This is a genomic window from Streptomyces sp. NBC_00154 (assembly GCF_026342835.1).
Lineage (GTDB): Bacteria > Actinomycetota > Actinomycetes > Streptomycetales > Streptomycetaceae > Streptomyces.
The window spans coordinates 881,407-904,426 of the sequence record NZ_JAPEMI010000002.1 but is presented as its reverse complement, the minus strand read 5'-3'; the positions used below and the strand labels follow the sequence as shown (position 1 = coordinate 904,426).

The window sequence follows — 23,020 nt, the reverse complement described above, 5'->3', positions numbered from 1 at the left end:
GATGAGCGCGCTCGAGGTGGTCCGTCAATGGTTGCGGCAAGGCCGCCTGGACGGGAACGGACTGGGCTCTATGGCCCGACCGGGGCCGCCGACTGCTGCAGTTCGTGCTCCCACGGCGGATTCGGACCGCTGACCGAGCAGGTGAGCGCCGCCACCCTGGCCGCGAATACGCACGCCTGCGTGACGTCGTCGATGCGCAGATCCGTCAGCCGGCCGCCGAGCAGACCCTTGGTTCCGAGGTGGTGGAGAAGTCCTGCGGTGAAGGAGTCGCCCGCTCCGACGGTGTCGATGACAGCCGTCGGTGGTGCCGGCACCACCACCCGCTCGCCGTCCAGCGAGGCGATAGCGCCGCGCTCCCCGAGGGTGACGACTACGAGCCGGGCGCCCGCGGAGTGCCAGAGGTCGCAGGCCTGCTCGACCGAGTGACCGGGCAGCAGCAGCTCCAGGTCGTCCTCGCTCACGCGCAGGACGTCGGCCAGCTCGCACCAGCGCGGCAGGCGTGCGCGGTAGGCCGCGGGCGCCACGAGCAGCGGCCGGACGTTGGGATCGACGCAAATCGTGGCGGTTGCCGCGGCGCGCAGCAGGAATTCCTCGACCACCCGGCCACCTGGCTCTCGTACGAGGGCCAGCGAGCCCGAGTGCAAGCAGGCGGTGGACGCAAGGTCTGTGGCGGACAGTTCGTCCGCCGTCCACTGCCAGTCCGCGGTGCCCTGGGCGTGGAAGGAGTATGCCGCCTGGCCAGCTGCGTCGAGCTCGGCGACGGCCAGGGTGCTCGGCTCCGCGGCGCGGACCGCCTGGGAAAGATCGACGCCCGATGCCTCCAGACGGGCACGGAAGAGCCGGCCGAATACGTCGTCCGACAGCCGGGCCAGCATTCGGGCGGGCGTGCCCAGGCGGGCGAGTGCCACAGCCGTGTTGGCCGGGCCGCCGCCCGGCAGGACCCGCAGGACGAGCTCATCCGGGGCGGGTGAGGGGACGGTGAAGGCGTCGGCGACGCATTCACCCAGGACGGTGACCTGGGGCAGGCGCATGGCTGCTTCTCTCCGGATAGGGCGGCGCGGGAGCGGCGCGCCGCAGGGGCGATTCTCAAGGACGGCGCCGTCGGGACGAGGCCGCCGGCGCGACGTTGCCAATTTGTGACGGGGTCAAAGCATTGACGTTGCCGGGAGATGGAGTCCATCATCCTCCGCAAGTAGTGTCAACGATGACATAGGTCAACGATGACACCTCGGACAGCAGCATTCCTCGTGCCGCAGCGCCCTTGAACTGCGCAGCCGCTCCGCCCGAATCCAGCAGGAGTCAGTCATGCCCCGTAACAACCGTGCCGTCACCAAACTGGTCAGAGGCGCAGCCTGCACCGCCGCCGTGACGCTGGCACTCACCGCCTGCGGCTCCGGCGCGCAGGGCGACAAAGACGGGTCGGTCAAGGTCGGCCTGATCACCAAGACGGACACCAACCCCTTTTTCGTGAAGATGAAGGAGGGGGCGGAGCAGGCCGCGAAGGACAGCGGCGTGGAACTCGTCAGCGCGGCTGGCAAGTTCGACGGAGACAACGCAGGTCAGGTCACCGCGATCGAGAACATGGTCAACTCCGGCGTGAAGGGCATCCTCATCACGCCCAACGACTCGAAGGCGATCGTGCCCGCCCTGGAGAAGGCCCGCGCCAAGGGCATACTCGTCATCGCCCTGGACAGCCCGACCGACCCGCAGGACGCCACCGACGCCCTGTTCGCCACCGACAACGTCAAGGCCGGCGAACTCATCGGCGCCTATGCCAAGGCCGCCATGGCCGGCAAGAAGGCGAAGATCGCCACGCTCGACCTGGCGCCCGGGGTCGCCGTGGGCTTGCAGCGGCACCAGGGCTTCCTCAAGGGCTTCGGTGTTCCAGAGGGCGACCCGTCCATCGTGTGCAGCCAGGACACCGGCGGTGATCAGGCCAAGGGCCAGACCGCCATGGAGAACTGCCTGCAGAAGGCCCCCGACGTCAATGTCGTCTACACGATCAACGAACCGGCCGCGCTGGGCGCCCACACGGCGCTGAAGGCCAAGGGGCTGGAGAAGAAGGTGCTGGTCGTCTCCGTCGACGGCGGCTGCACCGGCACCACGGCAGTCAAGGAAGGCAAGATCGCGGCCACGTCGCAGCAGTACCCGCTCAAGATGGCGTCGCTCGGCGTCAAGGCCGTCGCCGACTTCGCCGAGAACGGCAAGAAGCCCTCGGGCTACACCGACACCGGCGTCACGCTGATCACCGACACGGCGCAGCCCGGTGTCGACGCCAAGGACACCGCGTACGGCCTGGAGAACTGCTGGGGCTGACCCCCAGTCGCCATCTTGCCGCTCCCCGTCCGCCCGGTTCGGCGTCGGCCCGCCCTCCCCGTCCGACCGGTCGGACGCGTGGGCGGCCGATTGCCCGGGAAGGGGCCGCCGTTGCCTGCGCCGTGCTTCGGGTGCGGGCCGCCCTCACGGCCGCCACGCATTCCCGCCGGCGAGCACACGCCCGCGGCATCGACCACCGGTGTCCACCCCAGCAACCATCTCCGGCAAGGACCACCATGACTGCCACGACCACGCCCTACGACCAGCTGAAAGGACCGACCGTGGTCCGCCGGCTGCTCGCCACCCCGACCGCGGGCCCCCTGGCCGCGCTTGTACTCGCCTGCGTCTTCTTCTCCCTGACGACTGAGCAGTTCCTGTCCGGCGGCAACTTCTCCTTGATCGTCCAGCAGGTCATGGTCGTGGGCACTCTCGCCATCGGCCAGACCCTCATCATCCTCACCGCGGGCATCGACCTCTCCTGCGGCGCCGTCATGGCGTTCGGCAGCATCGTCATCGCCAAGATGGCCGCCCAGGGAACCATCTCTCCTCTTGCCGCGATCGCCCTCGGGATCGTCGTCTGCGGCGGCTTCGGCCTGCTCAACGGCCTGCTCGTGCAGATGATCCCGCTCCCGCCCTTCATCGTGACGCTGGGCATGCTGAACGTGGCGTTCGCCCTGACCCACATCTACTCGGCCGAGCAGACGATCACCAACCTGCCCGCACCGCTCACCGCCCTCGGCGAGACCTTCCCGCTGGGCGGGACCGACATCACCTACGGCTCCCTCATCACCATCGCCCTGTTCCTGGCCTTCGCCTACGCGCTCAGCAGCACCTCATGGGGCCGCCACGTCTACGCGCTGGGCAACAGCCCGGAAAGCGCGCGGCTCAACGGCATCCGCACCTCCCGGCTGACCATCGGCATCTACACCCTCGCCGGGCTCGTGTACGGCATCGCGGCGCTGCTGCTCATCTCCCGTACCGGCGTGGGCGATCCGCAGGCAGGACAGACCGACAACCTCGACAGCATCACCGCGGTGGTCCTCGGCGGGACGAGCCTCTTCGGCGGCCGAGGAGCCGTCCTTGGCACCTTCATCGGGGTACTGATTGTCGGAGTCTTCCGCAACGGGCTCCAGCTGATGGGCGTCGCGTCGATCTACCAGACGCTGATCACCGGTGCCCTGGTGATCCTCGCCGTGACCGTCGACCAGATCTCCCGGAAGAAGACGCGATGAGCACCGACACCTCGACAACTCCCGTCCTCCAGGCTCGTGGCCTGGTCAAGAGGTACGGCCATGTGACCGCCATCGACGGGGCGGACTTCGACCTCCTGCCCGGCGAGGTCCTCGCCGTCATCGGCGACAACGGCGCCGGCAAGACCAGCCTGATCAAGGCGCTGACCGGCGCCGTCACCCCCGACGAGGGCGAGATCCGGCTGCAGGGAGAACCGATCCGGTTCAGCGGCCCGCAGAGTGCGCGCGAGCACGGCATCGAGACCGTGTACCAGGATCTCGCCGTCGCAGCCTCTATGGACATCGCCTCGAACATGTTCCTTGGACGCGAGCTTCGCCGCCCCGGCCTCCTCGGCAGCGCGCTGCGCATGCTCGACAAGAAGCGGATGCGGGACGAAGCCGCCGCCCACATGGCGGATCTGAAGATCGGGCTGCGCTCGCTCACCCAGGCAGTGGAGACCCTGTCCGGCGGCCAGCGCCAGGCCGTGGCCGTCGCCCGTGCCGTCGCCTGGGCCAGAAGCGTCGTCGTGATGGACGAGCCCACCGCGGCGCTCGGAGTCAAGGAGTCGGGCCAGGTTCTCGACCTCATCCGCCGGGTCCGCGACAAGGGCATGCCCGTCGTCCTGATCAGTCACAACATGCCGCACGTATTTGAGATCGCCGACCGTATCCACGTGCACCGGCTCGGGCGGCGGGAGGCGCTGATCAAGCCCTCCGACCACTCCATGGCCGAAGTCGTCGCCATCATGACCGGGGCGCTCACGGTGAACAGCGAGGGCGGTACGGTCGTGACGGACGCCGACGCCGCCAAGGCGGCAGGCGTGAGGGCCCACTGAGGTCACACTCGGAGAACAGAGCGGGCCCGGCCTCCTGGGCCGGGCCCGACGAACAGGAACGGTGGTACATGGCCGCGACCCGCCGCCCCACGCTGGCCGATGTCGCCCGAGAAGTGGGTGTCAGCGCCAAAACGGTCTCCCGGGTACTCAACGAGGACGGTCCGACTTCTCCTGAGACACGGCAGCGTGTTCTTGCGGCGGTAGCGAAACTCGGATTCCAGCCCAACCTGATGGCCCGCAACATCCGGGTCGGAGGCCCCGACACCACCGTGGGGCTCGTGGTGCCCGACCTGGGCAACCCGTTCTTCGGAACGGTCGCCGGCGGTATAGAGGACGTGGTGCGGGACCGCGGACTGACCCTGCTCATGGGCTCCTCCGCCGAAGACCCCCAACGGGAGCGGGTGCTGACCCAGACCTTCCTCGCCCGTCAGGTCAGCATCCTGATGGTGGTACCCGCCGCCGGCGCCGACCACGGCTACCTCAAGACATCCCGCGCGGCAGGTCTTCCGGTGGTGTTTCTCGACCGCCCGGGAGTGGGCCTGTCGGCCGACTGCGTCGTGAGCTCCAATCGGAGCGGCGTCCAGGAAGGCGTCGCTCATCTCATCGCCCAGGGCCATCGGCGTATCGGCTTCATCGGCGACCTGCCCGTGAAGCTCTACACCCGGCGCGAGCGGCTCGCCGGCTACCGCTCGGCACTCGACGAGGCGGGTCTGCCCTACGACCGCGCTCTTGTGACCGGCGCCCATGGCCAGGAGACCGCCGCCGCCGAGACCACCGAACTGCTGGCCCTGCCCGATCCGCCCACCGCGCTGTTCGCGGCCAACAACATCGTGGCGATAGGGGTGGTCGCACAACTGACGCGTGCCGCACGCAAGGACGTCGCTCTCGTCACCTTCGACGACTTTCCGCTGGCCGACGTGCTGGAACCGGCACTGACCGTCGTGGCGCAGGATCCGGCAGCCATCGGCGAAGCAGCGGCCAGGACGGCCCTGGCCCGGCTCGACGGCGACCGTTCCCGGGCCCGCACCGTCACGGTCCCCACCCGCCTGGTCGTGCGTGAGTCCAGCCGACTGCCACGGCCTGCGCGGACCTCGGTAGACACAACCTGCTGAGCATGCCTGGTCGGGTACATCGAGCAGACGACATAGCCCTGGGGTGACCGGCGTGCCAGTCGCTACACCGGTGCGACGTCGCTCGCCAGCGATCCCACAGTCAAGCACCTGATCACCGACCGGGACGCGATCCGTGCCGACCCGCCGGACATCCTGCTCACCAACTACAAGATGCTGGACCTCCTGCTGCAGCTGCTGGAGGGGGGCCAACTATCGCGCTCAGTCACACCGACCTATGACTGAGCGTCGTGGTTGGCCCGTCTGGCCAAGTAGGCGCTGAGCAGGGCCTGAAGGTCGGGTTGGCACAGGGCGGGCCGCACGGCTGTCACGAGTCGGCAGCGGTGATGGTGGCGGCAAGCAGAGCGCGACGAGCGGGGCTGGAGTGCGCCGCAGCGTCGATGAGCAGGAATGCGGGCATCGTTTGCGGAGACGCCATGCGCCCGCACGCAGAGATACTGATGATCATTCCTGCGGGGCGGGGCGCTCAGTCGCAGGCGATCTGCAGGGCCAGCGTGAAGTGCTCACCGTCCGTCCCTGCGAGCAGACTGTCGAACAGTACGGTGTGTCCATTCACTGCGCCGCATCCGGCGTCGTGGTTGGTCCACCGGCCAGACGGGCAGCGACAGGTGCCGTGCTCAAGGCACAGGCCCTGGGCGGCACGCCGGGCACGCTCACGTGCGGCGGTCTTGTCCTGGACGATCTCGGCGCACAGCTCGCAGGCCGCGCCGGTCCGCCAGATCACGCCGCTCTCGCAGTCCTGGAGGACGCAGCCTCAGAGGGCAGGGCCACCCCGAGCAGCCACCGGCCCGGGTCGCGGCCGCGCGAGGGATGATGGGGATGGAAAGACGGAACACAAGGTTTGGAGCTTCCATGGCGAGGCGGGTTCACCGACCCCGTGAGGACGCGGAATTCGATTTCATCCTCGGGATGAGCGGAGTCCCGGTCCTCGCATACTTCACCGGGACATGGCCCAGGGCAATCGAGCCCTGCCGGGCGATGGACCTCGTCGTGGGTGGCATCGCCGACGAATACGCGAGCCGCCTGACGGCCGTCCGCACCGACATTACGCGCTGTCCGGCCGCAACCGAGCGATACGGGATCACCGAAGCCCCGTCCTACGTCCTGCTGAAGGAGGGAGAGGCCGTGGCGCACGGCACGGGGCCTATGACCACCGCCGAGGTCCGGGAGTTCCTGGACGGCCACCTCTGAGACGGCAGGGGTCGCATCCACTCGGACGGGTCCTGGTCCGCCTTGGAGCGGTCGGCGTGGGCGGTGACGGCCACCAAGCTGGTCGCTGCGTCTTGGTCGTTGGCGTACGCCTCACGAAGAGCGGCTGTCCATGCCGCCGCTCCAGCTGGCGGGGTGCGTCATACGAGCCGTGAGGTATTTCTGCCTGGCGCTGGTGGGCTGAGTGTTCCGAGCCGGCGTCCTATGAGTGCGGCCGTGGCCTGGCCAGGAGTGCCGTGATGGCGTTGCGGTCCGAGGGAAGTCCGATGTCGTCGAACCACGATGCGATGAAATGGGTGTATCGCCAGCACTCGTCGCGGTCGGCGAGGGCTTCCAGGTAGCGGTGCTGGGCTGGAGTGACCTTGGCACTCTGGTCGTAGCGGAAGGGAATGCCGCGGCAAGGAGCGGTCCCCAGTCTTCGGCGATGGTGAGGTTGCTGCAGAACGGCACGGAGGCCAATTCGACCGGCAGGGGTTTCTCGAAGTCGTTGGTCCGGTCGATGGCGGTGGCCAGAAGGGCGTGCCGCAGGCGCCCTCCGATCTGCGGCAGCGGGTCTCCCGCCCACGGTTCGGCGGCGGTGGGTTCGAGGAACCAGGAGTCGATGACTGCGGGGGCGAGCAGGGAGCGAAGGATCGTCCGCGTCGCCCTGGCGTTGCCGGCGCATCCTGGTGACAGCGCGGCACAGGCACTGATGGCGAGGTCGGTCGGTGAGCCAGCCGGTGGTGTCCTCGTCCCAAGCGCCGATGGCCAGGATGGTGGCAGCGCGTTCACGCCGGTCGGTGCTCTGGGCGAGCAACCGCCGGAGGATCTGGGCGGTTCCGGAGATTCGACCGGCCAGCTCGGGGGACTGAAGGAGCGCGGTGGTGGCGCTGAGGGCGGCCTCTCGGACAGTGGGGTCCGGGGCCAGCAGGTGCACGGAGACGGCGTCATGGATCGTGCCGCGGGCAGCCCGGACCGCATCGGTGACGCCCTGATCGTTGCCGTCGTATTCGCCGTCTCGCTGAATGCGGCTGAATCGGCGACCTGTCCCAGCCATTCCAGCAACGCGGCCCGCAGCGGCCTAGGGCGGTTCGTCCCAGATGGAGTAGTCCTCATGGCCGCCAGAGTGCGGGAGTCGCTCAGCACGGCGGCTATGTACAGTGCGGCCGGCGCCGTCGCGCTGTACAGGGACTCCTGGTGCAGGACGGACACGTCCAGCAACCCCAGCGCTCCCGCCTGCACCTCGGGGTCCTCGTCCAAGAGCTGCAACAGGCGAAGTGGCGTGTCCTGCGCCGCTCCATAGTCATGCTCCAGCGCAGCCCAGTCGGTGCCTTCGATCACGGAAGGCGGATCAGGTAGCCGGTCACCAACGGCCTGACCGGGTATCGGGTACTCATCCTGGGTCGTCACGCGGAAAAGCATCGCCCCTGCCACTGACAGGTCTGGCAGTCGGACTCCAGGAGGGTCGTTTCGCCGCTGACTTACTACTCCGTCCCAGCCGGTGGTGATCGTCGTCACCGGGGTGGGGCGCTCGAAAGGACGAAGGAGACCACCGGTCAGAAGGCAGCCGCTCCGCCGTGGGCGCAGCCGCGGTTGCACACGGAGCGGGCTCGTGAACGACGGTGGTGGCGGGGCACCCACGCCCGGACTCCCAGCATGCCTCGTGTCTCGCACGTTTTCCCGTGAGGCGCGGTGGAAGAGTTTCGGCCGAGTCGCGGCCGGGTCGGCCGGACCTCCTCAACGCCACTCGAACGGGAGCCTCCGTTGCGTATCTACGCCCAGACACCCGCACGTCGGAACCGCCAGGTGCTCGTGGACCTGATCGCCGTGGCCCTGATCGCCGCCGCGGTATGGGCAGCCCTCGTCGTCCGCGAGACGATCATGCTGCTGGCCGAACCGGGGCGTAAGGCAGAGAGTTCCGGCGAAAGCCTTGCCAAGGAGCTCGGCAACGCGGGAGACGCGGCGTCGGACGTGCCGCTCATCGGCGGCGTACTGAAGAAGCCGCTCCACTCCGCGGCCGACGCCAGCTCCGGTTTCGCCGACGCTGGGGTGTCACTCCAGGAAGCCGTCAGCCAGGTTGCCAACGTGATCACGACAGCCCTCATCGTCATTCCGGTGCTCATCATCCTGCTGTTGTGGCTCCCGCCGCGCCTGCTCTGGATCCGGCGCAGCAGCACGCTGCGCCGCCTCGCCGAGGCTCCCGGAGGCGCCGACCTGCTCGCCTTGCGCGCCCTCACCGGCCCTCCGGGCGCACTCGCCAAACTGCCGGCTCCGCCCGGCGGATGGGCCGACGCCTGGCGTCAGGGGGACCGGCAAGCCATCACCGACCTCAGCATGGTCGCACTCAAGCACGTCGGACTCCGGCCTTGACTCGGGGCTCCCGCTCCTGGGTGTGTCCGGCACCGGGCGCGCCCCTGCCTGTTGCCGGAATGGGCCGTGTGGTGTCATGGTGCACTGCGGGGGCAGCGCGTAGTGGGCGACAGCCAAACCTGGGGGGCGTGCACGTCGTGTATGCCGGTGGACATCGCGCTCCCCAGCAAGACAGGGTGTGGGCGCGGTCCTCACACAGCCTGTGGCCGTGCGGCCTCGGCCCCAGCACGGGGGCGCCGTTCTCCCCGGCGACGCGCTCCGCCTGGGCCCGGCGGATCGCCGCCGCGCGGACGGCTTCGGCAGCCTGGCGGTTGTGGGCGCGGACCGCGTCGATCGACGTCGGCGTCTTGTTCCGGTCCGGCTCAGCATCGGGGATGATCAAGGCGCGGCGAGCTCGCGGCGGGCCTGCTCCTGCCGCACGACGGCCGCGGCGAAGGCCGGGGCCTTTTGGCGAGGAGCGTCGGCGGCCACGCGGTGGGCTTCCAGCGCGCGGTGCCCTGCTTACATGTCGGTCAGCAGCGAAGTGACGTCCTCTGCCGCGATGCGGCCTTCCGCCTGCAGCCGGGCAGCGAGAAGTCTCGACGTGCCGCCACGCGTATTCCATAGTCATCCGTGCTCGCTGCTGCTGATCACTCCAGTTCCAGACCTGCGGCATCAGCCCCGGAGGGCTGTGGTCCAGCTCCCGCCAGCCTGACCCGGGAATCTGGGCAGTCGCGGAGCAGAACAGGCGCGCAAGTGCCTGGTCACCAAAGCCGCCAACCTCAGCCTCTTCTCTCCGTAGAGCAGTGTGACCTTCTGCTGGTCCGTACCCGGAGCATGAATCTTGAAGATGGTGGCTGCGCGGGAGGCCTCCACCATGTCGCACTGACGGAGCGTGTCGCCCTCGGGCTGGCCGTAGGTCTTCCACATCGTCTGGACGCCGCCGATGGCCGCCGGGTTGTAGCTGCCGATGTACAAGTCGCCATTCCACCCCTTGACGGCACCCCAGACGATGCCCTTGCTCACAGCGGGATCCGGGTCGTACTCGTCCCAGGAGAAAATCGGCTTCCAGGATTTCGCGTCGGTCGCGTGGAACCCTTGGGCGGGGATCTCCGGGCTCATCCAGATCTTGGAGGGACCGCCGGTGACCGCACCGGTGTTGCCCGGCACCTGAGCCCCGGTCCGAAGCGACAAGGCGGTTGCCGAAGGTGGTGAGGTAGCCGGCGTCGTTGCCCAGGATCGCGACGCTCTCGAACCGGAACAGGTTGGCCTTGTCGCCGGTCCAGCGCAGCACCCGGCCCCGTCGCCCACCCCAGAGCGCGAGCCGCGAGATAGAGGTGGACGATGTCGCGTGCGCCGCGGCACCGCGCAGACCCAGCGTGCAGCGCACCACACATGGTGGAGAAGAACGGTTCGGCGCGCCCCCGGACCACCACCGGGGCCGTACGGTCCGACCACACCGCACAGTCCTTGGCCGCTCGTGCCGTGGGGCGTCGCACTCACATGGCCACGCGCTCACTGAGCGCACTCCTGGCGGGTCTGACCCTCACCTTCGGAAGCCTTCAACCCACCGCACACGCGGACTCCGGCCCGGCGCTCGGGACTCCGGTCGCCACCCTGGACGCCGCCGTGAGCTGCAGCGCCAACTACCTGACCGCCGCCAAGCACCCGATCCTGCTGGTGCACGGCATCGCGGTGAGCAGCGACACCAACTGGAACTCCAACTACAAGCACTGCCAGTACCGCGGGTACCCGGTGTGCTGGGTCGAGCCGCCGAACGTGGAACTGGGCGACATCCAGGAGTCGGCCGAGTACGTCGTCAACGCGATCCGGAAGATCTACAACGACACCGGCAAGCCGGTCGACGTGATCGGCTACAGCGAAGGCAGTCTGCTCACCACCTGGGCCCTGCGTTTGCCGGCGTGGGAACCCCGGTGGGCTTGAGGAGGGCGGCGTAGACCCACACTCCACGGCGGCGTCGACCGGCACCGTGACTGCGGCGTGAACATCGCCCGCGCCTTCAACGGCGCGCAGTACGCGAACGACCTGGCAAACGGGCTGTGGGACCTGATCCCCGAGATCACCACCGGAATCAGCACGAGCGGACCGCCGCTGCGCACCTACGCCCTCACCGGCTGAGAAGCCGGGGGCGCACCACGTCACCCACGTGGCGATCGAGCACGAGGTTCCCTGACACAGTTGCGCGACGGCTTCTCGCGGGATGTCCAGGCTGGGGTGCCTCAGCATCCGCGACAGCATCGAGGTGCGGAACGGGTCGCGCGAGGAACTCGCTCGGCGCTGGGGACTCGTCGCTGACGCGTGGTGCGCAGACGTGGCAGTTCGAGGGCCGATGCTTCCCCGAAGTCGGCGAAGCAACGGTCCTCGTGTCTAGAGCCGCTTCCCCTGGCAGCAGCTTCGCTGCACGTTCCGCCGGCTGCATCGTGCCGCATGGCCGACAGGCTGACGCTGGGGAAGGGTGCAGGCGGTCGGGGTGAGGTGGCAGGCTGCGAGTTCCCCAGTCGTTCGTGCCCAAGGAGCCGGAGCCGTCGTCGAGGATGTAGAGGTGTCCGTCGTGGCCGCGGGCTGCGCCGACGATACCGGTTTCGTCGGACACGGTGGTGTCTCCGCCGGCGGGGTCGACGGCGACGACGGTGCGGGCCATGTCGAGGCCGCCGAACGCCACGACCGAGGTGCCCTTGGTGCCGATCCAGGCCCGGGCCCAGACTCCAGACGTCCATAGCCCGGCATCTTCCACATCGTCAGCCGTCGCCTCCCGCCGCCAGAGGATCGAGCTCCCTGCGCCGTCGGCTGATGGAGTCGGGGTCCCAGTCCGGCCGGGGAACGGACGCCAATAGGAGCTTTGTGTACGGGTGTTCGGGGTGGGCGAGCAACTCCGCGACGGGGCGGTGTTCCATGGTGCGGCCCCGGTACAGGACGAGCGCCTCGTCGCACACGTACCGCACGACGGCCAAGTCGTGGCTGACGAAGACCAGGCCGATGCCGGTGTCGCGGCGGATGTCCGACAGCAGGTTGAGAACCTGGGCCTGGACGGAGACATCGAGCGCGGACACCGCCTCGTCGAGTACGAGGACGGCGGGTCCGACTGCCAACGCACGTGCGATGGCGGCGCGTTGGCGCTGGCCGCCGGAGAGTTTGCGCGGCAGCGCCGCCGCCTCGCGATCACCGAGGCCGACCTGGGCGAGGAGTTCCCGCACTCGGGCGGCCCGGGCCACGGGATCGGCGAGACCGTGCAGGCGCAGCGCCCCGTCGATGGTGGCGCCGATACTGATCCGCCCGTCCAGCGAGAGGTACGGGTCCTGAAAGACGATCTGCACCGCCTTGGCGCGGGCGAGGCGGGCCGCCCTGCCGCGTACGGTCGGGGCCAGCGGTTCGCCTTGGACGAGGATCTGTCCGGCGTCGGGGCGTTCGAGGCCGATCAGCATCCGGGCCGTGGTCGTCTTGCCGGAGCCCGACTCCCCCACGATGCCGAGGGCGCCGCCGGCCCGCAGTGAGAACGACAGGTCGTCGACGGCGACGACCTCCGCCTTTCCCGTCCTGTAGGTCTTACGCAGACCGCTGACCTGGAGCAGTGTGCGGGCCTCAGTTTGGACAGTCAACTGCCCTCCCTTGTAGACGGGTTGTCCATTGAGGTGAGCGACTCCCCAGCGAGGTGGCATGCAACCAGGGCCCCGCCGTACCGCTCCAGCGGCGGCGGTGACTGCTCGCAGACTCCGGGCCGGGCAAAGCGGCAGCGCGCCGCGAAGGAGCAGCCGGGCGCGGACTCGAGCAGTCCCATGGGGGAGCCGGGAATCGGGGTGAGCCGGGCGGACGGCCCATCCGGGGCGTGAAGCGGCGGCGACGAGCCGAGCAGCCCCGCGGTATAGGGGTGGCGGGGCATCGCGAAGAGCTGGGCGGTGGGTGCCGTCTCGACGATCCGGCCCGCGTACATCACGTAGATCCGGTCGCAGGCGGCGGCCGCGAGTTCGATGTCGTGCGTGATGAGGAGCATGCCCAGGCCGCGTTCGCGCTGCAACCGCCCGAGGATGGCCATGATCTCGGCCTGGGTGGAGACGTCGAGCGCGGTGGTGGGTTCGTCGCAGAGCAGCAGCCGGGGTCCGCCGGTGAGCGCTCCGGCTATCATGACGCGTTGCAACATGCCGCCGGAGAGTTCGTGCGGGTACTGGCGCAGGTGCCGTACGGGGTCCGGAAGGCCGACCGCGCCGAGCAGTTCGGCGGCGCGCGCGTTGGCGGGGCCCTTGGCCAAGCCGCTGCTGACGCGCAGCGACTCGGTGAGGAAGTCGCCGATGCGGCGCACCGGGTTGATGCCTGCCCGGGGGTCCTGGAAGATCATCGATGCTGTACCGGTGCGGATCGCCCGCAGCCCCGCAGGGTCGACGCCCACCACCTCCGTCCCGTCGACGCGCACGTGACCTTCGATGTCAGCCCCTGTGGGGAACAGCCCGAGGGCCGACCGTGCGGTGACCGACTTCCCGGAACCGGATTCGCCGACCATCGCGACGACTTCACCGGCCGAGACAGTCAGGTCGATGCCGTCGAGGACCGGGCGGGCCATGCCGGGCAGGGTGATGCTCAGGTTCTCGTACTCCAGCAGCGCCATCAGGACTCCCTCCCGGCGAGCCGGTCGCCGAGGGTCTCCCCGACGATGTTGAAGGCGACGACGACCACCACGACGGCAAGCGCGGGCACGGCCGCGGACAGCGGCTGGCCCCGCAGGACGGCGGCCTGGGACTGGTTGATCATGGCGCCCCAGTCGGGTGTCGGCGCCTGCACGCCCAAGCCCAGGAAGGACAGGGCGGCGAGGTCGAGCAACGCGTAGCCGAAGTTGACGGTGGACTGGGCGAGCACGGTCGGGCCGATGTTCGGCAGCAGCCGGCGGACAGCGACGTACGGCGCGGAGTGCCCCTGCACGCGGTAGGCCGCGATGTAGGGCCTGGCCTGCTCCTGCATCGCGAGGCCGCGCACCAGGCGTGCGGTGTACGGCATGTAGGCCACGGACATGGCGATCACCGGTGCCGTCATCCCCTTGCCGAAGACTGCCACCGCGAGGATCGCGACGAGCAGCGCGGGGAAGGCAAAGACGACATCGAGCAGCCTCCCGAGCAGGGTATCGACCCAGCCACCCCGCCACGCCGAGAACAGGCCGACGGCGATGCCGACCACGGTCGAGACCAGCACCACGAGCAGCGGCCCGACCAGACTCGTACGGCTTCCTTCGACGAGGGCCGAGAACGTGTCGTGCCCGCCCTGGTCGGTGCCCAGCCAGTGGTCGGCGCTCGGGCCGACGAGCCCCGTGCCCAGCTCTCCGTACGTCGGGTCCTGCGGTGCCAGCCACGGCGCGAACACCGCGACCAGCACGAACAGAACGAGAAGGCCCAGACACAGGTTCGTCAGCCAACCGCCGCCCAGGGAGCGCAACTTGGCGATCGGGGCGCGTATCACTCCCGCCATCGGGGCACTCATCGTGCACTCCCCGCTGCCGCCACCCGCGGATCGATCAGCGGATGCACCAGGTCCACCAGGAAGTTGACCACGACGAACGCGGCCACCACGAGCAGCACTATCGCCTGCACCACCTGGAAGTCCATCTGGTTGACCGATGTCACCAGCAGCGATCCCACGCCCGACATGCCGAACGCGGTCTCCACGATCGAGGTGCTCACCAGCATCCCGGAGATGAGGAGCGCGGAGACGGTGACGATCGGGCCGAGGGCGTTGCGCAGCACATGCCGCCGGATCACGGTCCACTGGGGGGTGCCGCGGCTCACCGCGACCTCGACGTGCTCACGGCCCATCTCCTCCAGCATCGACGAGCGGGTAACCCGCGTGACCATCGCCATGAACGTGACGGACAGGGCGATTGCCGGGAGCACGACGTGGTGCAGCCGGTCGAGAACGCCTGCGCCGTTGCCGATGGTCGGGAACCAGCCCAGCTTCACACCGAACAGCGACCGCAGCAGCAGCGCGGCGACGAAGGCGGGGGCTGCGGCCCCCACCGTCACCAGCAGCATCAGCACCGAGTCGGTGCGCGTGCCGCGGCGCAGCGCGCCGACGATGCCGGCCGCGACACCGACCACCGCGATCAGCAGGACCGAGACGGCGATCAGCAGCAGCGTGGTCGGCAGCCGCGACCAGACGACCGAGCTGACGTCCTGGTGGAAGACGTAGGAGCGGCCGAAGTCGCCGTGCAGTACGCCGCCCAGCCAGTCCCAGTACCGGACGAAGAAGGGCTCGTCGAAGCCGTACCTATGGCGAATTTGGGCGAGTTCCTCGGGGCCGGCGCTGCGGCCGCGCACCAGGAAGCTCGCCGGGTCGCCGGGCGCCAGATACAGCGAGGAGAACACCAGGAACGAGGTGACCAGCAAAGTCACCACCATCCCGGCCAGGCGGCGCGCGACCCCGAGCGCCCGTGTGTTCGTGCGGCTCACTTCTTGGCCCCGATCTCGGCCGCCCACGGGTAGTAGAGGTAGGCGACAGACGGCTGGACGCCGGTGAGCCGGTTGCCGAGGAAGACGCTCGTGGGCTGCGTGTACAGGGGCAACCAGGGCAGTTCCCGCAGGGCGACCTTCTGCGCCTTCGCGCTGGCCCGGGCGCGCGCGGCCGGGTCATAGGTGCCGGAAGCGTCCTCGACCGCCTTGTCGAATTCCGTGTTCGTCCAGCCGCCGTAGTTGGTGAACATGCCTGTCTCCAGGGAGCCGTACATATCCAGCGGATCGGTGATCGACGTGTACCAGAAGGTGAGGAAGAGGTCGATGCCCTTGCGGGCGGCGGCGTCGGTGAAGAGCGTCGAGTACTTCTCCGGGGAGAGCGTCTCGATCTCGGGGTCGAGGCCGATGGCCTTGGCGGCCTGCTCGACGGCCTGCGCGACGATCGTCGTCTGCGAGTCGAGCGGGCTGGTCGCGATGACGATCCGCTGCCCCTTCACCCCGGCCCTCTGCGCGATCTCCTTGGCCTTCGCCGGGTCGTACGGGTAGTGCGGCACGTCCTTGATGATGGCCTTGCGGCTCGCCGCGGGCGCCTGGTCCCACATGTTGTCGGTGACGAGGGAATCTGCGACCTCGCCGATCCCTCCGGCGCCGGCCTTGACGATGCCCTTGCGGTCGATGGCCATGAGCAGGGCCTTGCGCACCTCGGTGTCACCGAGCGGGCCCTTGAGGTTGCTGACGATCTCTTCGGCGACGGTGCTGTTGACGCCGTAGTAGAGCTTGCCGGCGGTGGACGAGCCGAGCTGGTCGTAGGCGTCGGCCGGGACCATCCAGCCACCGTCCACCTCACCGCTCTGGAAGGCGTTGACGCGGGTCGTCGCGTCGCTCAGGAACACGAACTTGACCTGGCCGGCCTTGGGCTTGAGCTTGGTGTTCCAGTAGCCGTCGAACTTCTTCAGGGTGAGCGACTGGCCCGATGCCCAGGACCCGAACGAGAACGGCCCCGTGCAGTTCACCCCACCCTTGGGGCTGCCGTAATTCCTGCCCGCCTTGTCGAGGGTCGCGGCCGACTCGATGGTTCCCGAGCTGGTGGCCATCTCCTGGTTGAAGACCGCGTCCGGCTTCTTCAGTTTGACGGTGACTTCGAGCGGCCCGGTCGTGTCGATCGATTTCACGTTGCGGAACGTGTTCTCCCACGCGCTGCCCACGGCGGGGTCCATATGACGGCGCAGCGAAGCGACGACGTCGTTCGCGGTGAGCACCGTCCCGTCGTGGAAGTGCACGCCAGGACGGATCTTGTAGACCCAGGTGGTGGGCGTCGGATTGGTGTACGAGGACGCCAGGTTCGGCGACGTCGTCAGGTCCGGGTTCCAGCGCAGCAGGCTCTCGCAGACGTTGGCGAGGATCTGGTTCGGCGGGTAGTCGTACGCGTAGGCGTAGTCGAGCGTGGACGGCTCGGCGTAGATCGACCAGGTGAAGGCGTCGATGTCGCCCGCGGCGGCGGGCGTCTGCTTGGTGAGCTTGTACGACGTGCTGCCGCCGGCGTCCTTGTCCGGGTGTGCCGTGCCGCTGCACGCAGTGGTGATGAGCATGGCGCTCGCCGCGAGGAGGGTCCCCGCGGCGCGCCGCACCGCCCGCATCTGTGTCGGCCTTCTCGATCCTGCGCTCTGTGAGGGCATCGCCTGTCTCCGTCCGGGGTGGGCTCGGTGAAGTGCATGGGGGGGAGGTACGTCAGTCGGTCGCGGTCGCGGGCACAGGTGTGTTCGCGGCGAAGACAAGGCGGCCCTCGACGTATGTCCGGCGCACCCGGACGTCGCCGATCTCGTCGGCGGGCCGCGTGAACGGGTCACGGTCGAGGACGACGAGGTCCGCGTACTTGCCCTCCTCGACGGTGCCGGTCACGTCGTCGAGGTGGTTCACCCAGGCGGTGCCCGCGGTGTACGCGGTGAGCGCCTCGGCCAGGGTCAGGGCCTGTTCGGGGTGGAACGGCGGGTACATCGCGCCCTCGGGGAGCTCCCCCGTGGGGGCGGCACGGTTGACCGCGACGTGGATGCCCCACAACGGGTTGGGGCTGCTGACCGACCAGTCGCTGCCCGCGACGAGGTGGGCCCCGGCACGGCGCAGATCCCCGAACGGGTACTGCTGGGCGGCCCGTTCGGCCCCCAGAAACGGGATGGTCAGCTCGTCCATCTGCGGTTCGTGCGCGGCCCACAGCGCCTGGATGTTCGCGGCGACGCCCAGACCCGCGAAGCGCGCGATGTCGTCGGGGTGGACGACCTGGAGGTGGGCCAGGTGGTGCCGGTGGTCGTTGGCGCCGTTGGCGGCGCGGGCCGCGCCGAGCGCGTCGAGTGCCTCGCGCACGGCACGGTCGCCGAGCGCGTGGAAATGGACCTGGAAGCCGGACCGGTCGAGCGCGCACACCGCCTCGCTCAGCAGCCCGGGTTCGACGAAACTCAAGCCGGAGTTGCCGGTTGGGCAGCCGCAGCCGTCCAGATACGGCTCCAGCATCCCGGCGGTGAAGTTCTCCGCGACGCCGTCCTGCATGATCTTGACGCTGGTGGCCCTGAAGCGGCCCGCCTGCCCGATGCGGCGGCGATCCTCCAGCTCCGGAAGCTGCTCCAGACCGCGCTTCCGGTCCCACCACAGGGCGCCGACGACCCGGGCGAGCAGCGAGCCTTCGCGGGCCGCGCGCAGATAGACGGGCAGGTTGTCCGGGTAGCCGTGGAAGGAGCCGATCATGGCGTCCTGCCACCCGGTCACCCCGAGTGAAAACAGGTACTCCTGCGCGGCGAGCAGCCCGGCATACATCTCGTCCTCGGTCGCGACCGGAACATGACGGGCCACCAGCTCCACGGCGCCCTCGTGCAGGGTGCCGGCCGGGGTACCGTCCGCCTCCCGCTCGATGCGGCCGTCGGCCGGGTCGGAGGTGTGCCGGTCGACGCCCGCGATCTCCAGCGCGCGGGAGTTGGTCCAGGCGCCGTGGCCGTCGGAGTTGATGAGCAGCACGGGCCGGTCCGGCACCACCGCGTCGAGCATGGAGCGCGTCGGCGTTCCGCCGGGGAAGCTGTCTATACCCCAGCCGCCACCACGGATCCAGGCCGCGTCCGGGTGATCCTTGGCGTACTGGGCCACCACAGCGAGACAGCCCTCGGCGGTGGTCTGCTCGCTCTGGTCGCAGCCGAGCATCTGGGTTCCACCCATCACGGGGTGGATGTGCGCGTCCTGGAATCCGGGGACGAGCAGGCCGCCCTCCAGGTCGACGACCTCCGTACCGGCACCGGTCAGCTCGCGCACCGTACCCGCGTCGGCGACGGCGACGATCCGGCCGCCCGCAACGGCGACGGCGGCGTCCACCGGGACGGGGCCCGCTCCGGTGAAGACCCGGCCCCCGACGAAGACGGTGTCGGCTTGGCTGCTGTGCGCCATCAATTCAACCTCCAGCACGGCGGAATGACCCGCCCGACGTGTTCGTTGAGGAGGAGTGAACGGCAGCGCAACAGCGCTGTCAACACTGTTGCGCGCACTGGATCCCGGACCGATACACTGGCCACACCATGCCGAAGCCACCCGCCACCAAGGCCCGGAACAAACGCGCAGGCAGTCAGCTCACGCCCGACGCGATCATCGACGCGAGCCTTCGCATCGCCGCCCGCGGAAGCGAGGACGCCTTCACCGTCCGGCGCCTGGGTGAGGAGCTCGGCGCGGATCCGACCGCGATCTACCGGCATTTCCGCGACAAGGACGAGCTACTGCTGTCGGTCGCGGACCGCACGCTCGGCGAGGCGCTCGACGCCATCCCCGAGGGCCTCGACTGGAAGGGCCGCATCCGGGCACTCGCCGACGCCTCCCTCGCAGTCGCCCTCAAGTACCCGGTGGTGGGCTCCGCCATGGCAAGCCGGACCACGCGCCGGACCAACGAGTTCCGGGTCGTCGAACTCATCCTCGGCGCCGTCCGGGAGGCCGGCCTCGGGGGCGCCGAGGCTGCCGTCCATTACCGCATGATCGGGGACACACTCCTCGCGTACGTGGGTCAGCAGGCCGCGTTCCTCCTGTTCGACGCGGACGCCCGCGCAGCCGACGACTCCGCATGGAGCCGCGAGTACCGGCTGGTCGACCCGCAGCACTTCCCGAACATCACCCGCCTCAGCGGCGAACTCGCCGAGGTGACGGACGACCAGATCTTCGGCGCCACGGTCGAGGCCCTGATCTCGGCTGTCGAAAGGCGCGCCGAGCTCCTGCGGGGGCCCTAGTAGGGCTTGGTCAGCTTCACTCGTGGGTGGCGTGTCTGCTTGTTGGTGAGTGTCGTTGAGGTGGTGTGACACCTGAAGAGATGGCCGGGGTCCGGGAGGACCTGGAGGCATTCACGACGGAGATGTTCGACGGGTTCTTCCGTGCGGATCAGCGGCGGTGGGGGCAGGTGTATGTGCGTGGGCTGCTGCTGGAGGGTCGGCGTAAGTCGGTGGAGCCGATGGCGGCGCGTCTGGGCGAGGACGGCAACCGGCAGGCACTGGCCCACTTCGTGACTACCAGCCCGTGGGATCCAGCCCATGTGCGGGCCCGGCTGGCCTGGAGGATGCAGGACGTGATCGGCGCGGAGGCGCTGATCGTCGATGACACCGGCTTTTTGAAGGACGGGGACGCCTCGGCGTGTGTGTCCAGGCAGTACACCGGCACCGCGGGCAAGGTCACCAATTGCCAGGTCGGGGTGTCGCTGCACCTGGCCCGCGATCATGCCTCGGCCGCGGTGAACTGGCGGCTGTTCATGCCCGCTTCCTGGGATCCGGCCTCGCCGGAGGCGGATGCGGACAAGGTCGCCCGCCGGGGCCGCTGCGGCATCCCCGCCCAGGCGGGGCATGTGGAGAAGTGGCAGCTGGCCCTGGACATGATCGACGAAGCCCGCTCGTGGGGCATCGACATCCCCCTGGTCGTCGCGGATGCCGGATACGGTGATGCCGCCGCCTTCCGCCTGGGCCTGGAGGAACGCAACCTGCCTTATGCGGTGGGCATTTCTTCCCGCCACACCGCCCATCGGGCCGGCGCCCGGCCCGTCCAGCCCGCCTATGCGGGCACCGGCCGGCCACCGAAGATGCAGTATCTAGAGCCTGCACAGACCATGAAGGACCTGGTCATCGCGGCCGGCCGGGCTGCTGCGAGACCGGTGTCCTGGCGGGAAGGCTCCCGTCCGGGCCAGGGACGGAGCGGCTTCAAGCGCATGCACTCACGCTTCGTCGCTTTGCGCGTCCGACCGGCCGGACGCGGTGTCCGCACAACCGGCGACACTCCAGAACTGCCCGAGCGCTGGCTGCTGGCCGAATGGCCCGCCACCGAGCCCGAGCCGGTGCAGTTCTGGCTCTCGAGCCTGCCTTCCGGGATGCCGCTGGCCACGCTGGTGCGGCTGGCCAAACTGCGCTGGCGCATCGAGCACGACTACCGCGAGATGAAACAGGCCCTGGGACTTGCCCACTTCGAAGGCCGCACCTGGAACGGCTGGCACCACCACGTCACCCTCGTCTCCGCCGCCCATGCCTTCTGCACCCTGCAACGACTGGCACACCACCCAAAAGACACAGCGCAGGTCTGAGCCTCTACCAGGTCCTCCGCGAACTCCAGACACTCCTCGCCCTATGGGCCGGCGGCTGCCCCACCTGCCACCACAACATACCCACCCCCATACGAACCTGACCAAGCCCTACTAGGTCCTGTCGTCAAATTCCCGTCGGCCCCACTGGGCGGCCTACGGTCCTCCCCCAGCGGCCCGGCCGGGGAGGCGACGACCCCAAAACCCCTTCTCACCTGCTCGCTTCACCCGGTACGGTCTCGATCACGTTCCCACTGCGGGGAGCCCAAGAGTTCCGCGCGGTCGCCCCGGCAGTTCCCCCGTTGAGAGTAGGTTTCGTCAATGGCATGTCGTATCAGTGAGCTCGTACTCGGTTGCCGCGACCCCGAGGTGCTGGCGCGGTTCTGGTGCGAGGTCCTGGACTTCGTAGTGCTCGATCGCGAAGGGGACGACTGCTTCGAGATCGGGCCGCGCGAAGGGTTCGGCGGCCCGCAGCCGACGATCATCCTCAGCCGCAGGGACGAGCCGGAGCCGGGGAAGTCCCGGCTGCACATCGACGTCAACGCCACCGACCGCGATCAGGACGCCGAGCTCGAACGCCTCCTGAAGCTCGGGGCGCGCCCGGCTGACATCGGCCAGACCGGCGAGGAGCAGTGGCACGTTCTTGCCGACCCCGAGGGCAATGAGTTCTGCCTGCTCAAGGCCCGTCTCAACCCGCTCTGACGGCTCTGTGTCCCCGGTGCGATTCCAGAGCCTCCCGACAAATGGTGATCTTGAGTGGTGGATCATGGTCGGGTGATACGCCGCCATGAACTGTCGGATGCAGAGTGGGAGTTCGTTCGGCCGCTGTTGCCCGCCTCGTTGCGCGGGCGGAAGCGGTTGGATGACCGGAGGGTCCTCAACGGGATCGTGTGGAAGTTCCGGACCGGGACGGCCTGGCGGGACGTTCCCGAGCGATACGGGCCATGGGCCACACTCCACACTCGTTTCCGCCGGTGGGCGCTGGACGGCACCTTCGACCGGATGCTCCGAGCCGCGCAGGCCCGGGCGGACGCGGACGGTGACATCGACTGGCTGGTGTCGGTCGATTCCACCGTCGTCCGCACCCACCAGCATGCCGCCGGGGCCCGAAAAAAGGGCTCCGAAACCCCGGACTCGGACGCTCCCGAGGCGGCCTGACCAGCAAGATTCATCTGGCCTGCGACGCCGTGGGACGGCCTCTGTCCTTCACCGTCACCGGCGGGAACGCCAACGACTGCACCCAGTTCACCACTGTCATGGAAGCGATACGGGTGCCCCACCTCGGTCCAGGACGGCCCCGGGTGCGGCCCGCCCAGGTGCTGGGCGACAAGGGATACAGCTCCCGGGCGATCCGGGCCTGGCTGCGACGGCGCGGTATCCGCTGCACCATCCCCGAACGGGCCGACCAGGTCCGCAACCGGGCCCGGCGTGGCCGCCGGGGCGGGCGACCGCCGGCCTTCGACCGCGAGAGCTACAAGCGGCGCAACGTCGTGGAACGCTGTTTCAACCGCCTGAAGCAGTGGCGTGGCATCGCTACCCGCTATGACAAGACCGCCGAGTCCTACCAGGCAGCCGTCACCCTCGCCTCGCTCCTGATGTGGGCGTGACAATTTGAAGACACCTCCTAGCCAGACCGGCGATCAGTTCGGCACCGCCGTCTCACTCACGGACACCACCGGCACCACCCGCGCCGACCGCATCTTCGGCGCAAGCGGCGAGGACGCAGGCGACGGCGCCATCCAGTACCTCAGCAGCACCGGAACCGGTACGCGCTCCAGCCGCACCACCCTCGGCACCCAACCCGCCACCCGCCGGCCAGAATCTCGCCCCGTAACAACGCCACCAGCAGCACCCGCGCCTCCCCAGGATGGGCCGGGAACTCCTCTCCGGAGTCCTGACCCTTCCTCGTAGGGTGGCCGGCCCCGCTGACGCCTACTCACCACTACGACTG

At 69.2% G+C, this 23,020-nt stretch carries 20 protein-coding genes and 2 pseudogenes; 12 read left to right on the top strand and 10 right to left on the bottom strand.

The features are described from left to right. Positions 1-68: 68 nt before the first annotated feature. On the bottom strand, positions 69-1,031 hold the full coding sequence (locus OHA03_RS40590) for a carbohydrate kinase (protein ID WP_267008981.1): 963 nt from the start codon (positions 1,029-1,031) through the stop codon (positions 69-71). 274 nt (positions 1,032-1,305) lie between these two features. Between OHA03_RS40590 and OHA03_RS40585 the strand changes: the two genes are divergently transcribed. The 4 genes from OHA03_RS40585 to OHA03_RS40570 all read left to right on the top strand — a co-directional run bounded on the left by OHA03_RS40585 (position 1,306) and on the right by OHA03_RS40570 (position 5,493). Beyond that, positions 1,306-2,316, top strand: coding sequence for a substrate-binding domain-containing protein (locus OHA03_RS40585; protein WP_267008980.1), 1,011 nt, complete (start codon positions 1,306-1,308; stop codon positions 2,314-2,316). A gap of 236 nt (positions 2,317-2,552) precedes the next feature. Further along, positions 2,553-3,548 carry an ABC transporter permease gene (locus tag OHA03_RS40580; RefSeq protein WP_267008979.1) on the top strand — a complete coding sequence of 332 codons (996 nt, stop codon included), beginning with the start codon at positions 2,553-2,555 and terminating at the stop codon, positions 3,546-3,548. Beyond that, entirely contained in the window at positions 3,545-4,381 is an 837-nt protein-coding gene (locus OHA03_RS40575) for an ATP-binding cassette domain-containing protein (protein ID WP_267008978.1), read from the top strand. The genes OHA03_RS40580 and OHA03_RS40575 overlap by 4 nt, the downstream gene beginning before the upstream one ends. A 68-nt stretch (positions 4,382-4,449) precedes the next feature. Further along, positions 4,450-5,493 carry a LacI family DNA-binding transcriptional regulator gene (locus OHA03_RS40570; RefSeq protein WP_267008977.1) on the top strand — a complete coding sequence of 348 codons (1,044 nt, stop codon included), beginning with the start codon at positions 4,450-4,452 and terminating at the stop codon, positions 5,491-5,493. A 484-nt stretch (positions 5,494-5,977) separates the two neighbouring features. Here the strand turns inward: OHA03_RS40570 and OHA03_RS40565 are convergent, their stop codons facing one another. Continuing rightward, a complete protein-coding gene (locus OHA03_RS40565; RefSeq protein WP_267008976.1) occupies positions 5,978-6,235 on the bottom strand; it encodes a hypothetical protein in 258 nt (85 codons plus the stop codon). A 128-nt stretch (positions 6,236-6,363) separates the two neighbouring features. On the opposite strand from OHA03_RS40565, the gene OHA03_RS40560 reads away from it, so the two are divergent. Continuing rightward, positions 6,364-6,702 (top strand): co-chaperone YbbN, encoded by a 339-nt coding sequence (locus OHA03_RS40560; protein WP_267008975.1) that lies wholly within the window; start codon positions 6,364-6,366, stop codon positions 6,700-6,702. Between the two features lie 2 nt (positions 6,703-6,704). On the opposite strand, the pseudogene OHA03_RS40555 reads toward OHA03_RS40560, so the two are convergent. Continuing rightward, positions 6,705-6,848: pseudogene (locus OHA03_RS40555) on the bottom strand (HNH endonuclease); the annotation flags it as partial. A 1,615-nt stretch (positions 6,849-8,463) separates the two neighbouring features. Here OHA03_RS40555 and OHA03_RS40550 point away from each other — a divergent pair. Further along, positions 8,464-9,069: a hypothetical protein gene (locus OHA03_RS40550; RefSeq protein WP_267008974.1), complete on the top strand. Its 606-nt coding sequence runs from the start codon at positions 8,464-8,466 to the stop codon at positions 9,067-9,069. Positions 9,070-9,723: 654 nt separating this feature from the next. Here the strand turns inward: OHA03_RS40550 and OHA03_RS40545 are convergent. Beyond that, positions 9,724-10,170 (bottom strand): hypothetical protein, encoded by a 447-nt coding sequence (locus OHA03_RS40545; RefSeq protein WP_267008973.1) that lies wholly within the window; start codon positions 10,168-10,170, stop codon positions 9,724-9,726. A 273-nt stretch (positions 10,171-10,443) separates the two neighbouring features. Between OHA03_RS40545 and OHA03_RS40540 the strand changes: the two genes are divergently transcribed. Together OHA03_RS40540 and OHA03_RS40535 are read left to right on the top strand one after the other, a co-directional pair. Continuing rightward, a complete protein-coding gene (locus tag OHA03_RS40540) occupies positions 10,444-10,992 on the top strand; it encodes a triacylglycerol lipase (protein WP_267008972.1) in 549 nt (182 codons plus the stop codon). 57 nt (positions 10,993-11,049) lie between these two features. Continuing rightward, entirely contained in the window at positions 11,050-11,187 is a 138-nt protein-coding gene (locus tag OHA03_RS40535; RefSeq protein ID WP_267008971.1) for a hypothetical protein, read from the top strand. Positions 11,188-11,807: 620 nt separating this feature from the next. Here OHA03_RS40535 and OHA03_RS40530 read toward each other — a convergent pair. From OHA03_RS40530 to OHA03_RS40505, 6 genes are read right to left on the bottom strand one after another with little or no spacing between them, the layout of a single operon-like run. Then, positions 11,808-12,665, bottom strand: a complete 858-nt coding sequence (locus OHA03_RS40530; RefSeq protein WP_267008970.1) for an ATP-binding cassette domain-containing protein — start codon at positions 12,663-12,665, stop codon at positions 11,808-11,810. Then, positions 12,662-13,666, bottom strand: a complete 1,005-nt coding sequence (locus tag OHA03_RS40525) for an ABC transporter ATP-binding protein (RefSeq protein WP_267008969.1) — start codon at positions 13,664-13,666, stop codon at positions 12,662-12,664. Before OHA03_RS40525 ends, OHA03_RS40530 begins: the two co-directional genes overlap by 4 nt. Next, complete coding sequence (locus tag OHA03_RS40520) at positions 13,666-14,529, bottom strand: ABC transporter permease (RefSeq protein WP_267008968.1); 864 nt, start codon at positions 14,527-14,529, stop codon at positions 13,666-13,668. The genes OHA03_RS40525 and OHA03_RS40520 overlap by 1 nt, the downstream gene beginning before the upstream one ends. Beyond that, positions 14,526-15,494 carry an ABC transporter permease gene (locus tag OHA03_RS40515; protein ID WP_267008967.1) on the bottom strand — a complete coding sequence of 323 codons (969 nt, stop codon included), beginning with the start codon at positions 15,492-15,494 and terminating at the stop codon, positions 14,526-14,528. The genes OHA03_RS40520 and OHA03_RS40515 overlap by 4 nt, the downstream gene beginning before the upstream one ends. After that, the gene (locus OHA03_RS40510; RefSeq protein ID WP_267008966.1) at positions 15,491-17,170 is read right to left on the bottom strand and encodes an ABC transporter substrate-binding protein; all 1,680 of its coding nucleotides are present in this window, start codon (positions 17,168-17,170) and stop codon (positions 15,491-15,493) included. The genes OHA03_RS40515 and OHA03_RS40510 overlap by 4 nt, the downstream gene beginning before the upstream one ends. Positions 17,171-17,222: 52 nt before the next feature. Further along, entirely contained in the window at positions 17,223-18,917 is a 1,695-nt protein-coding gene (locus OHA03_RS40505; protein WP_267008965.1) for an amidohydrolase, read from the bottom strand. A 128-nt stretch (positions 18,918-19,045) separates the two neighbouring features. Between OHA03_RS40505 and OHA03_RS40500 the strand changes: the two genes are divergently transcribed. The 4 genes and pseudogenes from OHA03_RS40500 (at position 19,046) to OHA03_RS40485 (ending at position 22,676) form a co-directional block, all read left to right on the top strand. Beyond that, positions 19,046-19,741: a TetR/AcrR family transcriptional regulator gene (locus OHA03_RS40500; RefSeq protein WP_267008964.1), complete on the top strand. Its 696-nt coding sequence runs from the start codon at positions 19,046-19,048 to the stop codon at positions 19,739-19,741. 65 nt (positions 19,742-19,806) lie between these two features. Then, on the top strand, positions 19,807-21,072 hold the full coding sequence (locus OHA03_RS40495; RefSeq protein WP_267008963.1) for an IS701 family transposase: 1,266 nt from the start codon (positions 19,807-19,809) through the stop codon (positions 21,070-21,072). A gap of 318 nt (positions 21,073-21,390) precedes the next feature. Beyond that, on the top strand, positions 21,391-21,771 hold the full coding sequence (locus OHA03_RS40490; protein WP_267008962.1) for a VOC family protein: 381 nt from the start codon (positions 21,391-21,393) through the stop codon (positions 21,769-21,771). A gap of 75 nt (positions 21,772-21,846) precedes the next feature. Continuing rightward, positions 21,847-22,676, top strand: a pseudogene (locus OHA03_RS40485) (IS5 family transposase). Positions 22,677-23,020 lie beyond the last annotated feature (344 nt).

Coding starts and splice junctions, on each gene's coding strand:
- OHA03_RS40500 (WP_267008964.1), top strand. CDS start 19,046: ATGCCGAAGCCACCCGCCACCAAGGCCCGGAACAAACGCGCAGGCAGT.
- OHA03_RS40560 (WP_267008975.1), top strand. CDS start 6,364: ATGGCGAGGCGGGTTCACCGACCCCGTGAGGACGCGGAATTCGATTTC.
- OHA03_RS40545 (WP_267008973.1), bottom strand. CDS start 10,170: ATGAGCCCGGAGATCCCCGCCCAAGGGTTCCACGCGACCGACGCGAAA.
- OHA03_RS40585 (WP_267008980.1), top strand. CDS start 1,306: ATGCCCCGTAACAACCGTGCCGTCACCAAACTGGTCAGAGGCGCAGCC.
- OHA03_RS40520 (WP_267008968.1), bottom strand. CDS start 14,529: ATGAGTGCCCCGATGGCGGGAGTGATACGCGCCCCGATCGCCAAGTTG.
- OHA03_RS40590 (WP_267008981.1), bottom strand. CDS start 1,031: ATGCGCCTGCCCCAGGTCACCGTCCTGGGTGAATGCGTCGCCGACGCC.
- OHA03_RS40510 (WP_267008966.1), bottom strand. CDS start 17,170: ATGCCCTCACAGAGCGCAGGATCGAGAAGGCCGACACAGATGCGGGCG.
- OHA03_RS40575 (WP_267008978.1), top strand. CDS start 3,545: ATGAGCACCGACACCTCGACAACTCCCGTCCTCCAGGCTCGTGGCCTG.
- OHA03_RS40505 (WP_267008965.1), bottom strand. CDS start 18,917: ATGGCGCACAGCAGCCAAGCCGACACCGTCTTCGTCGGGGGCCGGGTC.
- OHA03_RS40490 (WP_267008962.1), top strand. CDS start 21,391: ATGGCATGTCGTATCAGTGAGCTCGTACTCGGTTGCCGCGACCCCGAG.
- OHA03_RS40570 (WP_267008977.1), top strand. CDS start 4,450: ATGGCCGCGACCCGCCGCCCCACGCTGGCCGATGTCGCCCGAGAAGTG.
- OHA03_RS40580 (WP_267008979.1), top strand. CDS start 2,553: ATGACTGCCACGACCACGCCCTACGACCAGCTGAAAGGACCGACCGTG.
- OHA03_RS40540 (WP_267008972.1), top strand. CDS start 10,444: ATGGTGGAGAAGAACGGTTCGGCGCGCCCCCGGACCACCACCGGGGCC.
- OHA03_RS40525 (WP_267008969.1), bottom strand. CDS start 13,666: ATGGCGCTGCTGGAGTACGAGAACCTGAGCATCACCCTGCCCGGCATG.